Consider the following 15,097-nt stretch of genomic DNA (forward strand, 5'->3'; position numbering starts at 1 on the left):
TAATGAGAATCGGAGTTATTCAAGCTAGTTCACAAGCGGCTAAAAATCAAATAATATATGATGCTGTATCAAAATATGCTCCAAAGGAATCGGAGGTTATAAATTTTGGCTGCACGATGGAAGAAAATGAGAATTATTCTTATATAGAGATTTCTATTCTTGTAGGGATATTGCTGGCAAGTAAGGCTGTGGATTTCATTGTTACGGGCTGTTCTTCCGGACAGGGGATGATGCTTGCTTGTAACAGTATACCAGGCGTCATTTGTGGATACGCACCTACACCGAAAGATGCCTATTTGTTTGCTCAGATTAATAATGGAAATGCGATATCATTGCCCTTAGGTGAAGATTATACATGGTCAGGTACTGAGAATCTTGAAAGAACAATAGAAGCTCTTTTTTCAGAACCATTTGGGCAAGGATATCCTATAAGTGAGGCTGAGAGAAAGATAAAAGATACTGAGAAGCTTAAAGAAATAAGAAGAATAGGTCAGGTTCAGTTTGAAGAATTCATAAATGTGCTGGATGTATCATTGCTTGAATCAATCAAGAGGAAAAAGGATGTAATTCAGAACGTAATGGTATATGGGAAGAAAGAAATAGCTGATTTAATAAAATAAGCCAATTCAGGCTTGTCGGGGAGATGATAGAAAGACAAATGATTTTCCCTACAAGTTAGAAACATGTTATTCTTTTATAGTAGATTGGACGTCGGGATAACGTATCATGAGCATTTTAGAACACATAATTGACAAGAGAGAGCAAAATGAAGCGGAGAGTAAAAATGTTTTTGAAAGCAACGGGTATTGCTATTGTTTCCTTTATCGCTATTGTTTTAATAGCACATTTCATTGGCAGAATGATCAATAGCAGGACTCCCAAAGGCGGCATAAATGAATCAATGTATGTAGATATAAACGGCACGAAGCAGTGGATAAATATCTACGGACAGAGTAAGGATAACCCTGTTTTGCTGTATCTTCATGGTGGACCGGGTTCTGCTACTAGTACCATAGATTATGCGTTCACTAGAAAGTGGAGTGATGTTTATACAGTCGTAACATGGGATCAGCGTGGCTGTGGAAAAAGCTATGCCAGTTCAAAGACAGATACTATAACCGCAGATTTAATGATTCAGGATGGCAAGGAAATGACTGAATTCCTGCTTGGATATATGGACAAGGAAAGGATTACTCTTCTTGGGCATTCATGGGGATCACTGTATGGCGCAAACTTAGCATTAAAGTATCCCGAATACTACGAAGCATTTATTGGAGCAGGACAATTCATAGATCCTATGGAAAATGAAAAAAGACTTTACGAAGCGGCACAGAAATGGAGTAATGGCGATGAAGAGGGCAAGGCAATACTTGCCAAATGGTCTCCTGACAACGAATACTCGATGGAAGCTTTGAATGCGAGAAATGCTACTATGGAAAGATATGGCTATGGCATGATGAAAGATGGCACGGATTACAATACCTTTACTACAGTGCTGTTCAATCCAAACTATACGATAAAGGATTATATCGGATATCTGAGAAAAGGCAGCAAAGGGTTCAAGCCGTATCTGGCTTTCTGGGAAAACGAATTGTCAAAGCTGTCATTGTTAGGCAGGTACGATTACAAAGTACCCTACTACAATATAAACGGAGACATGGATTATCAGACAAATTTTGAGCTTGCCAGCGAATACTTCGATGCTGTTAACGCGCCCCAAAAAGAAATGTTTGTTATGAAAAATGCAACTCATGGACTGCTTGAATCACGTTCAAAAGAATTCTCGGAGATGGTACACAAAATAGCGGAAACGCAGAAATAGAGAAGTATCTAATATTCCGACATAACTGACTATGGGAAGTGGAATATCAGATTAGAACTAGACAATATGTAATGACCTCCACTATGTAGCAACGTGGATTTACCTGTATACTAAAGATGTTGAGTCAATGGTAACAGGGATTACCGCATACAAAGGGAGGTCACTAAATGAATAATATCACAGTTTACGTAGGAATGGATGTACATAAGGAAAGTTTTACTCTCTGCGATTATTTAATCGAAACAGAGAAGGCGTCTCATACAAGGCGCACCCACGCTGATTACAAGGAAGTCCTAAAATATCTGGAATTCCTTAGAACCATCTACGGAAATGATACAAACTTTATATGCGGTTATGAAGCCGGATGTCTCGGCTATACTTTATATCATCAGTTAACTAATCATAACGTTAACTGTGTGATACTTGCACCAACCACTATGCTTGAACCGCGTAGTGGCAAAAGAATTAAAACTGATAAACGTGATGCTGAATTGATTGGCAAATGTCTGGCTCAGCACAATTACAGTCCTGTTCATGTTCCTACTTCTACAGATGAAGAAACAAAAGAGTTTCTCCGTATGAGAGATGATCATAAGCTTGCACTCAAGAAAGTGAAGCAACAAATACTTTCGTTTTGTCTTCGCCACGACTATCGCTATGAAGGAAAAAGTCACTGGACAGAAGCTCATGTGAACTGGTTAAAATCATTAAAGCCTGAGGCACTGTATAAAGAAATACTCGATGAATATCTGCTGACCTACATAAACTTGAGAGATAAGCTTGAACGTTTAGACAAGCGAATAGAAGAACTTGCTTTAAAAGATGAATACAGAGAGCCTGTTAAAAAACTCTGCTGTTTCATCGGGGTTCAAACTCACACAGCACTATCTGTATTGGTTGAAGTAGGTGATTTCAAACGTTTTGCATCAGCCAATCAGTTTGCTGCATATCTTGGACTTGTGCCTGGTGAAGAATCCAGTGGTGATGAAAAGTCAAGGCTTGGAATCACAAAAGCCGGAAATCGTCATGTTAGACAGCTTCTTATAGAATCATCCCAGTCATACAGCAAAGGACAAATCGGACATAAATCAAAAGCACTTAAATCCCGTCAGATTGGCAACTCACCTCAAGTCATTGCATATGCTGATAAAGCTAATGAAAGGCTAAGACGCAAGTTTTACAAAATGGTTCTTGGTAAAAGCAAGAAACACAATGTGGCTAAAACTGCAATAGCAAGAGAACTTGCCTGCTTCATGTGGGGCATGATAACCGATAATATAGCATGATCAGGTATAACATCGCGCCTCCGATATCAAGGCCAAGCCGCCGTGGGCGGTGCTTCGCAGCCTTGACATCTTCACCCCGCTGTTATAGCGGGTAATCAAGCAGATGTAAGATGGCTTACGCCATTTACATCTGGCCACCAACAAGTACCAACTGAAGACATCTTGAAAGGGCTTCGGCCATTTCAAGGTTAGAGCTATCTACGATAAAACTATGTTGGCACAGAGAAATTTGTGATCCACGCAACTAGACGGTAGAGCTCACGGCGGACCATTGACCTGTCGGTAACCAATCCACGTATATCAGAGTGGCCAATGCCGGGAACTGATACCCCGAGGCTCTTTCAAGGTGCCTTCAGCAACAATTAAATATGTTTGTGGTGATTCCAGTCATTTTTTGCTTGACAGGAGGTCATTACATATCAGCTTTTGAGTTACTATGATGATTTTGACGATATTGAGGAATTGATTCAGTTCATAAAGACAGGAAGACGATAAAGGAACGACTATGAAGATTAAGAAACTGAAATATATTGGAGTTATCATGGCGGCTGTAGTCACTATGGCAGGATGCGGAAATACTACGAGTACAGAAGCGCCTGTAGTAAATGAGTCTACAGATACCGATAACATTGATAATGCCAATGCAAATGAGACTACAGACAGCGAGACCGTTGATAATGCAAAAGAAAATTCAGATGAAAGCACTGAGAAGTCTGAGCGTGCTTATGCTGCTCCAAAGGAGAAAGTCGACAGTGTGACACCGCAGGATGACCTTGATCTTACGCAGGATGTATTTGTTAAAAAGATTGATGGAATATCTGATGATTTTATCTGCGGAATGGATGCATCATCTGTGCAGGTCCTTGAGAACAGCGGAGTTCGCTACTATGATTTTGAGGGAAAAGAGTGTGATGTATTCAAGACTCTTTCTGAGGCAGGAGTTAACTACATCAGACTGAGAGTGTGGAACGACCCTTATAACGAGGAAGGCTATGGTTACGGCGGCGGAAACAATGACATTGAGACCGCGCTGGCCCTTGGAAAAAGAGCTACAGAGTATGGAATGAAAGTCTGCATTGATTTCCACTATTCCGATTTCTGGGCAGATCCTAAGAGGCAGCTTGTTCCCAAGGCATGGGAAGGCATGAGTGTAAATGAAAAGAGTGTTGCACTTCACGATTATACGTTGGAGTGCCTTAACATGCTCCTTGAAAACGGCGTTGATGTTGGAATGGTGCAGATTGGTAACGAGATCAACTACGGAATGAGCGGAGAGTCGCTACAGGCGAATGTGACAAAGCTTCTTAGTGAGGGAAGCAAGGCTGTAAGAGAAGCCGCTAGTTCTTTTGACAAGGATATTAAGATTGTTGTTCATTACACAAACATCGAGGATAACGAGCAGGTTAAAAACAGGGTAACAAACCTGGGGCTTGCCGGGGTTGACTATGATTATATCGGCCTTTCTTATTATCCTTTCTGGGACGGCGATTTTGAAAACATGCAGTCCGTAGTGAAGATGATAAGAGATGAGTTTGGAAAAGAGGTATTTCTTGCGGAGACTTCTTATTGCTATACAGCTGTGGACGGTGATGGAAGCGGAAATAGCGTATCCGGAACGGATGATATAGTGGACGGATATCCTGCAACAGTGCAGGGACAGGCCAACATGCTTCGCGACACCATGGCAGCGGCAAGTGACGCAGGTGCGCTGGGAATTTTCTACTGGGAAGGTGTATGGCTTCCTGTTGGTGCCGCTACTGATGATAACTCTTCAATCTGGGAGACCTACGGAAGCGGCTGGGCAAGTAGTTACGCAGGAAAATATGACCCAGATGACGCAGGACTTTACTACGGCGGATGCTCCTGGGAGAATCAGGCGCTCTTTAGCTTTGACGGACATCCACTGCCATCACTTAATACCTTCAAGTATGTAAAGACAGGACATGATGCAGAGCTTAGAATCGATGCAGTTCCTGATGTATATTTGTCTTTTACCACAGGAGAAGAAGTTAAACTTCCTGAGACAGTTAGCGTAATATATAACGATACTTCCAAGAATAAAGACGTTGCAGTTAATTGGGACATAGAAGCTGCTTCCAAGATAGACAATTCGGTGGCAGGAAAATATGAGATTTGCGGCACTGTAGATGATGGCAGTGCGCTCACCTGCTACATAGAAGTCAATCTTCCAAATGCAGTATTGAACCCAAGCTTTGAAGAGGACGACACATCCATGTGGGAGGTCAGAGCGGAAGGGTCTGATATAACCGACTATCAGGACAAAGCAGACGATGCTCACACGGGAACAAAGGCACTACATTTCTGGGCAGGAGATGGCAAGTCAGAATTTAAGTTATTCCAGAAGATAGACGGATTATCTGCAGGAACATACAGCCTTCAGTGCTTTGCTCAGGGCGGCGACATGACAGACGACTCCGAGCTTATTCTCTATGCGCTAGTTAATGGCAAGACTTATTCCGAGTCCTTTATGGTAACTAATTGGGCAGAGTGGAAGAATCCGGTGATCGATGACATAGAGATTGCAGATGGCGATTCTGTAGAAATTGGTGTCCACTACAAGGTCAACAAAGGAAGCTGGGGAACAGTCGACGACTTCGTGCTTGAAAAGAAATAATATCAGACTACAAGGAAAGTGACTATGAAGTTTAAGAAACTAAGATTTTGGGGAATTATTATGGCCGCTGCGATCAGTATGGCCGGATGTGCACGTACTACTAGTGTAGATACGACATTATCAAACGAGGCAGAAGTCAGCGGGCCTACTGAAACTCCAGAAGCTACTGAAATATCAAAAGCTACAGCGGCAACAGAAGTAACAGAAGCTACAGAAGCTGGCAGACTTGTGGCAGGTTTTGTTATAGAAGAGAATGATACAAAAGATACGCAAAAAAAGAAGATGTATCCTTATGTAGTAAGGACTGAGTCTACGGTATGGTATCTTGCAGCAGATGATATTGAACTTATGGGTGAAGAAGCCTTTTTTGCAGGATTAGAAGAAGTCCTGGGAATGATTGATCAGGACTATGCGGATGCCAGAAAAGCTTTGGAAGATTATATTAGCGAAGAAGTTCAGCCGGTCGTAATCTATACAGATTTTTGCAACAAGGCGGAGATTTCCGCTACTGCCGGAGCATATTGCCACCCGGTAAGCCATTTTATTAAAGTGTTCGGCGACTGGAAACAGGCTGAATATGCGCTCTTGCATGAATATGTGCATTACCTTACTTTTATATATACTAAGGAAAAGCCGGATTCTAATTTTGCCTCGGAAGGAATTGCTGAGTATATATCAATGCTGGTCTGCGAAAATAGAATGTGTAAAAAGGCAAATTTTGGAGCACCGGAGGAATATTTGGAAAAACTCAAAAATACTGACTTTTGGGATGCTGAGGAAGATGCCATTAAGCTTAAGGATATTTATCTTTACAATGGTTTAGTCTATGCAAATGGAGCATATATTGGTCAGGAGTACCAAAATGTTGAACTCGCCATTGTTGAAAGAACTGATGAAATGCAGCAGTATATGCATGCAAATGACTGTTCATACGAAGAGGCAGGCTGCATAACAGCATATCTTGTAGAGACTTATGGCCTGGACACGGTTATGGATAATCTTGATAAAAATCTCATGACCATGTCAGAAATGGTCTATGGAAAAGAGTTTTCAGAAGTTTATAAGGATTTTGTGATATGGATCGCTTTAATCAGCGGTTAAAAGAATTTTTTACCGCTTACCGCTGGATAATAAGATATATTGATGTATAATACTATAAAGCAGATGATCCGAAATACATAATAGTTAAGGGATTATCCGGATATCAATGGACTGAAAAGACCATGGTATCCGGATTTTTGTTTGTATTGTGTAGGAGGGATAATGTGAATAAGACGACTGTAGAATTAAGCAAAAGGCAGTACAAAGAGATCATTAAAACCATGAGAGAAGGTGGAACCGGCTTTAGACCTAATGTAAGGATTGCAACAGCACTAGTGATTGAGGCAAATCTGGGCCTCAGAATAGAAGATATCCTCAGCTTGAAACTTGGCGACATCATAGCGGATGGGAACAGGTACAGATTCAATATTGTGGAAAAGAAAACAGGGAAGAAGCGAGTTTTTACAGTTCCCAAAACGATTTATAAATACCTACAGAGATATGCGGACAAAAATGGAAAAACACAAGATGATATCCTGTTTGATGTATGCGAAAGGCAGGTTCAACAGCTGCTCAAAACTATCTGCGATTATCTGGGATATGAGAACATTGGAACAAGATACTATGATTATTTGGAAAAATCCGGACATGATTGTGATGGTATCAAGTTATCTGGGGAGATTATAGTTGAGACGTTTTTAAAAAAGAATTCCATCAGATTTAAAACGCAACGTGATACTTTACAATGTATTAATCCTGATACTGGTTATGTTATGCCATATGATTTTGAGATAATCGGAAAAAGAATACTTATTGAGGTTCAAGGAGAGCAGCATAGATCATTTATTCCAAGGTTTCATGTTACTGAAGAAGGTTTCGAGTATCAGAAGAAAAAAGATGAGTATAAGAAGAGTTTTGCTGAGGGGAAAGGATATAAGCTCATCGAAATTTGGTATGATGAACTCGAAAATGAAGCATATAAGAACAAAATTATTGATGCGTTACAAATCGGAAAACTAGGAGCGTAGAAACGAAAAAAGCTAGGTGTCTGCCGCTGTGAAGATGTATTCACTGCGACAGGCACTTTATTTATTTAGAACACGAATTATTGCAATGTGCCAAAAAAGGCACATTATCATCTGTATTCTGAACCTAAGAAATAGGGTGACTTTGTATTGCCCTAATGAGAGGAAGAATACACATGGCAAATTATTATGAAGAAGACGAAGAGCCCGTCAAGAAGAAATCCAAGAATAGCTACGAAAAGAAACTTGCTAAGTTAAAGAGCCAACTCGAAAACCATAAAGGAGAATGGCTTACCATTGAAGCCTGTCAAGAATATTACAACAGGGCACAGGCACTTCCTCCAAATGGATGCCAGGACATTGGTGAAAGAAGAAGGCTGCGTATAGAACTTCAGGAAAAGTATGGAATTGCTGAGATTGAAGCTATAAATATCGTGAAAGGATTTCATTTTCAGGAATATGTTCAGAAATATGACAATATTAGGGAACTTAGGATTCCGAGTGAACCGTCAATTCCAGATAGGCAGTATATAACCATCATTCAGAATGAGGGGTATTCTTTTGAAGAAAAGGACTAAACGGACTATAAACATTGCATTAAAAAAGCTGAAAATGCGCAATATAGCGTGTTGGAGGTTGTAAAATTATCATGAAGAATGCACCTAATAATAAGGATAATTATAGAAATCACCCGGAGGACAGTTCTATGTACGGTACCGGATCTAAGAAAATGTTAAATATGCTGATTCTGGATATTCTTAAGGAATATTCTGATAGCGATCACAGATTGCTACAGCAGGATATTATAGATCTTCTGGATAGTAATTATGGGATAAGTTGTGAACGGAGAGCGATAAAAAACAATATTGTTTCTCTTCAGGAGATGGAATACGAAATTGGCTATGATAAAGGGTATTTCCTAAAAAGCAGGGATTTTACTGATGCAGAGTTAAGACTTCTGATAGATAGTATTTTTTCATCAAATGCCATTTCTGATAGGGAAGCGCACCTACTTGTAAAGAAACTTGAAAAATATGCAAATAAGTATTTCAAATCCCATGTTTCACATATTCATAGCGTTTCAAGCGGGAAAAATACTGAAAATCAGAAGGTTATGGATTCTATAGCTGCCATTGATACAGCTATATCCAAGGGAAAGAAGATTTCTTTTTCTTATCTTCAGTATGGGATTGATTTTAAGCTGCATCTTAAAAGAGATATCAGATATGTAGTGAGTCCTTATCAGATGATCAGTAACAAGGGAAAGTATTTCCTTATTGGCAATTATGATGTATATGATGATATCTCTCACTACAGACTGGACAGAATTGTTGATGTTGAGGTACTTGCTGATCCGCGTAAGCCTATGAAGAACGTAAAAGGCTTAGAAAATGGACTTAATATTTCAGATTATATTTCAGAGCATGTTTATATGTTTTCAGGTAAAAGTGAGCATATAAAACTGCGTGCCAACGAGTACCTCATGGACACACTCATTGATAACTTTGGAAAAGATTTCCGGGTAACGTTGGGAGAAGGCAATGATATTATAGTTGATCTCAAATGTAATCCGAATGCATTTTTCTACTGGGTTATGCAATATGGACAGAATACTGAAGTTTTAAGTCCAGATAGTATGAGAGAACGTGTAAAGAAAGCTGCTTATCAGATCTATAAGAAGTATAGCTGAAAAGCTTGTGTAGGGAAGTAATATGGATAATAAAATAAGAGTAACTGTTTATCGAGGATCTGAACAAATAGGTGGATGTTGTACAGAGATATCATACAAAGACACTCGTATAGCTATTGATTTTGGTAGCCCACTTCCAGAGGATGATGCTAAGGAACTGGATGTTATAGGGCTGACTAAAGGGAAAAGTGCATTTGATGCTGTGTTGTTTACTCATTATCATGGTGATCACGTTGGAGAAATAGGAAGAATTAATTCTGATATACCGGTGTATATGGGAGGTTTTGCTAAAGATGTTATAGCAGCTTATAAAGGGTATAATCCACATTTCTTTGCTGATGTCGATATAGACAGAATAGATGAACTTGTCGCTGGAAATGAAATAACAATAGGATCATTGCGGATAATGCCTATATTATCAGATCATTCGGCTGCTGAGTCCTTCATGTTTCTTATACAGGCTGACAATTTTCAAATACTTCATACTGGAGATTTTAGGCTGCATGGCTTGTACAGAGAAGAACTTCTTTCAAGTGTAAAAAAGTTAGGGAAGATAGACCTTTTGATCACAGAAGGGACTACGTTATCCAGAAAAGAAAATGCGAACAAAGCGTATACAGAAGAAGTAGTGGAAGAATTTATGCGGAATTGTGTCTATGAGAATAAGTACTGCTTTACCATTCTTTCATCAACCAACTTTGATAGATTTAAAGATATTTCAGATAGCGTTGATAGGTATCGTATGGATAACTATCCTAGAGGAAAATACTTTGTTATAGATGAATTTCAGAAATCTCTGTTTGAGATAGCTGAGAAGAGGCTTCCGGATAGGTACTTATTTAGGACCAAGACTACATATGGTAAGAACATTGATGCAGGCATGGAAGATAAGGGATTTATCATGATGATTCGTGCAAGTAAGGCAGATCATGAGGCTTTGCTACGAAAATATCTAGAAGAATATCCAGAGAAAACAGTCCTTATTTATTCCATGTGGTCAGGCTATATGAAAAAAGGGAAGCTTAAAGAACTAACAGATATGGCTCGCACTAAGGGATGCTTAAGGGTAATCCATTCTTCTGGGCACGTAACAAAACATGATCTTGAAAGCTTTATTGAGATGGTGGAATCAGAGAAGGTGATTGTAATACATACAGAAAAATCGGAGGGATTAGATAATCTTAAGAATCAGATTTCTATTGAAGATGGAGAAACAAAGGAATTTGATGGAAGATATATGGATAAACTAAGACTTTCAAAAAAAATAACTAGGGATGATAGTGGCAATTGCGTGATTTTAAAATTAAACGGAAAAACTATTAAAGAAGACAATATGCAGACGGCTTCAAATGCGTTTGAAGGATGGGCATGCGCAATTAGGGCTAAAGAAAACAAAGAGGTTGTTTTAGATGTGGATAAGGAAACAATAAGTGAGATATGCCTAAATGATTCTGAATATACAGCGGCTGGGAATGGTCATATATGTAGATTTTTATATAGAGTTATTAAGTTCCAAGAACAATATAAGTGGTTTTCCCTTACAGAGAATCTTAAAGGGATTGTAAAAGACTTTAATGACTATCTAAGTAAAAAGGATATTTCTTTTGTGAATAATCCGCCAACTAAGGATGCTGAGGACAATAGTAATAAGGAAAATCTTATTGAATCAAAGTTAGCAGAAAAGCAAAAACTAAGGGAAATCATAGGGGATACTATAGATTCTGACGTTTATCGCCAGTTACCAGTGGGATTGTTTGTCAATGAAAAAAGTAAAGATAACGCAATCTTTACATGTGGCCATTCAGCGATTGATCTTTGGAGTATTAAAGACGATACCATTAGTATTGTGGAATTAAAAGCAAAGAACAGAATGATTGGCATAATAACGGAGATATTCTTTTATGTAAACTACATGAATGATTTTATTAGTCCAAGAAGTCAATATAGATTTGAATTTGCTAAACCATTAAAATATTCGCAAGACAGTGACGACAGGGGCTATTCAAAATTATATGATTCTACTAAAAATGAAGAAATAAAAAAGGTAGTAGGAATAATGTTAGCAGATGATGAAGACGGATTCCATACATATATTGACCAGTCAGTGATAGATGTTATGAATGATAATGAAGCTAAGTTGAAGTATATGAGAGCAATGTACCATATCACGGATTTTAGTATTATCAAATCTAAAAAAGAGAATTGAGAATATTACGCTGTTTTGTTACAGATAGGCAATGTGCTAAAAATGGCACATTGCTTTTCTTATTATGTGATTGTAAAGGTACACAAGTGATACATGAGAAAGGAAAAGAAAAATGAAAGATTATTTTGAAGAAATAGTTGGATATGAAGATATCAAAAAGGAATTGCGTATTATCAGCGACATGTTGAATAACGATGATGTGTATAAAAAAATTGGAGCAAGCATCAATGAAGGCTTGATTCTGAGTGGAAAGCCGGGTACGGGTAAGACTACCATGGCAAATTGCATTATAAAATCCACTAACAGATCTGTTTATGTATGTAGAAAAAAGTCCACTGATGGGGATTTTATAAAAACAATAAATGGTATTTTTCAGAGTGCAAAAGAAAACATACCCTCAATTGTTCTTTTAGATGATCTTGATAAGTTCTCAGACAAAGAAAGAGACTGCGATGCGGAAGAATTCGTTGCTGTTCAATCCTGCATGGATGAAATAAAAGGGATGGATGTTTTTGTTATTGCAACAGTCAATAATATGAGGAAAGTCCCGGATTCGTTGCAAAGACCTGGAAGGCTGGGGAAGAGGATTCATGTACGTATACCTAAAGTTGGTGAAGCAGTGAAGATTATTAAGCATTACCTTGACAAGACTGAGAATTGCGATGATCTGGACGAGGTTTCAATCGCAAGGATGTTGAATGGTGAATCGTGCGCTACATTGGAGAATGTAATTAACAGTGCAGCAATGAAAGCTGCATTTAACAGACAAAATAAGGTAAATATGCAAAACATAATTGATTCTTGTTTAGATGTAATCTTTGAAGCACCACAAAGTGAAGAGCAGCTTCCAGAAGAGATTAAGCGTAGAATTGCTTATCATGAATCTGGACATGCGGTTGTAGCAGAAGTTTTAGACCCAGGTAGTGTAAGTATAATTTCAATACGACAAACTGAAAGTGGTGATTATGGCTTTGTCAGATATTTACGGACAGAAGAAAAAGAAGATTTTTATAGTGACTATAACGAAAACATTATCAAGACATCATTAGCTGGAAAAGCCGCTACAGAACTTATTTTTGGTGAAGCAGACATGGGAGCAACCAGTGATATTCACCATGCATTTGATAAGGCAGAAAAGCTTGTTGACAACAGATGCATGTATGGTTTTGACAACTGGATCCAGGATGATTTTAGCTCAAGCTTTGCTGCTGAAAACAGAAACCGTGCTATGGCTATGGTATTGGAGAAAAACTATTTGGAAGTTAAAAAGCTTCTGGTAGAAAATCGAGAATTATTAGACAGTATTGCTGATTCGCTGGTAAAGAATACTACCCTGATATATTCAGATGTTCAAGCTATATGCGGTTCATATAAAAAGCAATCAGCATGAATTCGGAAATAACTGTCGCTCAAACAAAGGCGTGACACATGGATGCTATGGGTATTTGTTTGTTGGCAAAAGGAAAGAAAGGAAAGAAAGGAAAGCAAATGGAAAAAGTGTCTTAAGGTGTGTACAAATTATTGTACATTATTTTGATTTATGATGCTTCTGAAGATACTCCTTAATACACTTTTTATTGGCTTTTGTTTGACGAATGATAGATAATATATGTGACGTTAGTAACGTTATTTGATAAATGATACAAGCTTTTATGGAGGCAATATGGCGGATTTTTCCATAGAGTACAAGAATTATTTAGATCTAATAAAAGATCCTGCATATTTGGAATTGTATGAGTACTATTCAAGTGAGACTATTATGGGTATTTTAGGCGTTGACCGTCAAGAAAACCCGCATAGTAGTTTCATAAGATGGCTTCTTGATATGAATGGGGATCATGGTTATGGAAGTGCGCCTATGCGCAAATTATTGGAAACAGTCTGTCTATTTAAAGAAAAGGTTTATACGGACCCAGATACGCATGAATTACGGAAACAGGGATTGTGGTCAGAAAAGAAAAATTTATTAAACAGTTGTAATGAGCAGGTATTTCTAGATGAGATAAAGTTCGGAAGATATGAAATAACTAAGCAGATAATTGCCACAGAACAGGTCCTTTCTGGTCAAAGAAGAGCAGATATTTTTTCGATACTAAAACTCGAAGGTAGCGCTTTTAAAGAGAAAAAACCATTATATTTGCTTATTGTTATAGAGAACAAAGTCCATAGTACGGAACACACCGATCAAACCAAGGCTTATGCGAATAGTCTAAAAGAATCAAAAGATATTAATAAGATACTTAAAAAAGTTGAAAATAAGACTGGGCAAGATTGGGTAACTAAAGAAATAGATGCAGACAAAAATCTCCTTATGCTTTTGGTTTATCTAAATGCGTTTCCAACACGTGACATAAAAGGATACCTTGCATCTGAAGAAGCGGTTCTAAAGAAGAATATTATTCCGATTGCAGGCTCTGAGGAGTTTATCACACTAAATTATCAATATCTTCTGGACGGTGTAATTGATCCTTTAGCTATTACATCAAATGGCAAGCAAAAAGAACGGATGAATGAATATATACGATGTCTTGGGCAGGCAAAGATATCTCCATCAGATGAATCGTCATCAAATAAGAATGACGAGTATTTAATAATGGCTGTATCAAGTAGAGAGAAAAAGCTGGCTCTGTCTCTATGGAATAATAGCAATTATAGAGAAGTTATTTACGGAGTATTAAACTCGTATTTTGATCAGAACGAAGAATTTGCTCTTAGGAAAAGAGATACAGTATTTTGGGGCTCGTTAGCTAACTTGTATAGATTTATTGGCGAAGACATTCCCAATAATGAAAGCCTGGATGCAATTGCTTCAAAGCAAGATTTATTAGAATTAGTAAGGACTGATAATGGAGCAAGGATTATTCGGAAATTTATCTATAACCATAAGGGCGAAGATATAGAGTATATTTCATATAAACATCCCTCTTTAGGCCTGCTCTTTAGAGATATCGTAAATGACTATATTCAGTCGCTTGGTTCGGATGTCAAAAGGCAGGAAGATGCTATCAAGGAATTAAATGATTATTATCATGAAAACGGTAGCTGGAAGTGCGATATGTTTATGTATGAGAAAGCGGTGAAAGACTTGCCCTCTAGGCGTATAAACTCGAAAATGCCAGCTTCTGTTACCCAAATTGACTATATTGATGACTTTGCTAATGCATATTTCTCATATCTTAGACCAGATGGAACGAATAAAAAAAGGAATTTTAAATATAAATATGACATTAAGGACCCCAAGTGTCTAGATGATGATGATTTAGCGATAAAGCTAGCTGACGGAACAAAAGCTTTTGTATGGAGATTCTGGCAAGTAGATGAAATATATGCATTAATAGGTCATCTTAAAGAACAAGGGTACATCGTCGAAGGGTTTAAAGAGATAACTTGAT

The 15,097-nt window shown here is 38.1% G+C and carries 11 protein-coding genes; all 11 read left to right on the plus strand.

Going from position 1 to position 15,097, the window contains the following annotated elements; all coding sequences use genetic code 11:
- The first annotated feature begins 2 nt into the window (after positions 1 to 2).
- The 11 genes from BPR_RS15530 (at position 3) to BPR_RS15580 (ending at position 15,096) form a co-directional block, all read left to right on the plus strand.
- Positions 3 to 620 (plus strand): RpiB/LacA/LacB family sugar-phosphate isomerase, encoded by a 618-nt coding sequence (locus tag BPR_RS15530; RefSeq protein WP_013282429.1) that lies wholly within the window; start codon positions 3 to 5, stop codon positions 618 to 620.
- 164 nt (positions 621 to 784) lie between these two features.
- On the plus strand, positions 785 to 1,822 hold the full coding sequence (locus BPR_RS15535) for an alpha/beta hydrolase (RefSeq protein ID WP_242662257.1): 1,038 nt from the start codon (positions 785 to 787) through the stop codon (positions 1,820 to 1,822).
- 167 nt (positions 1,823 to 1,989) lie between these two features.
- A complete protein-coding gene (locus BPR_RS15540) occupies positions 1,990 to 3,108 on the plus strand; it encodes an IS110 family RNA-guided transposase (protein WP_013280040.1) in 1,119 nt (372 codons plus the stop codon).
- Between the two features lie 505 nt (positions 3,109 to 3,613).
- On the plus strand, positions 3,614 to 5,743 hold the full coding sequence (locus BPR_RS15545) for a glycosyl hydrolase 53 family protein (RefSeq protein ID WP_013282431.1): 2,130 nt from the start codon (positions 3,614 to 3,616) through the stop codon (positions 5,741 to 5,743).
- Positions 5,744 to 5,767: 24 nt separating this feature from the next.
- Entirely contained in the window at positions 5,768 to 6,844 is a 1,077-nt protein-coding gene (locus BPR_RS15550) for a hypothetical protein (protein ID WP_013282432.1), read from the plus strand.
- Between the two features lie 122 nt (positions 6,845 to 6,966).
- The gene (locus tag BPR_RS20090; RefSeq protein WP_081441817.1) at positions 6,967 to 7,812 is read left to right on the plus strand and encodes a tyrosine-type recombinase/integrase; all 846 of its coding nucleotides are present in this window, start codon (positions 6,967 to 6,969) and stop codon (positions 7,810 to 7,812) included.
- 173 nt (positions 7,813 to 7,985) lie between these two features.
- The gene (locus BPR_RS15560; RefSeq protein WP_042258317.1) at positions 7,986 to 8,387 is read left to right on the plus strand and encodes a hypothetical protein; all 402 of its coding nucleotides are present in this window, start codon (positions 7,986 to 7,988) and stop codon (positions 8,385 to 8,387) included.
- Between the two features lie 71 nt (positions 8,388 to 8,458).
- On the plus strand, positions 8,459 to 9,499 hold the full coding sequence (locus BPR_RS15565; RefSeq protein ID WP_242662259.1) for a helix-turn-helix transcriptional regulator: 1,041 nt from the start codon (positions 8,459 to 8,461) through the stop codon (positions 9,497 to 9,499).
- Between the two features lie 22 nt (positions 9,500 to 9,521).
- On the plus strand, positions 9,522 to 11,705 hold the full coding sequence (locus tag BPR_RS15570) for an MBL fold hydrolase (RefSeq protein WP_013282436.1): 2,184 nt from the start codon (positions 9,522 to 9,524) through the stop codon (positions 11,703 to 11,705).
- A gap of 112 nt (positions 11,706 to 11,817) precedes the next feature.
- A complete protein-coding gene (locus BPR_RS15575; RefSeq protein ID WP_013282437.1) occupies positions 11,818 to 13,095 on the plus strand; it encodes an AAA family ATPase in 1,278 nt (425 codons plus the stop codon).
- A 273-nt stretch (positions 13,096 to 13,368) separates the two neighbouring features.
- Positions 13,369 to 15,096 (plus strand): PD-(D/E)XK nuclease family protein, encoded by a 1,728-nt coding sequence (locus BPR_RS15580; protein ID WP_013282438.1) that lies wholly within the window; start codon positions 13,369 to 13,371, stop codon positions 15,094 to 15,096.
- The last annotated feature ends 1 nt before the right edge of the window (position 15,097 follow it).

Origin of the sequence: Butyrivibrio proteoclasticus B316 (assembly GCF_000145035.1) — a bacterium.
In the GTDB taxonomy this organism is placed as follows: Bacteria; Bacillota; Clostridia; order Lachnospirales; family Lachnospiraceae; genus Butyrivibrio; species Butyrivibrio proteoclasticus.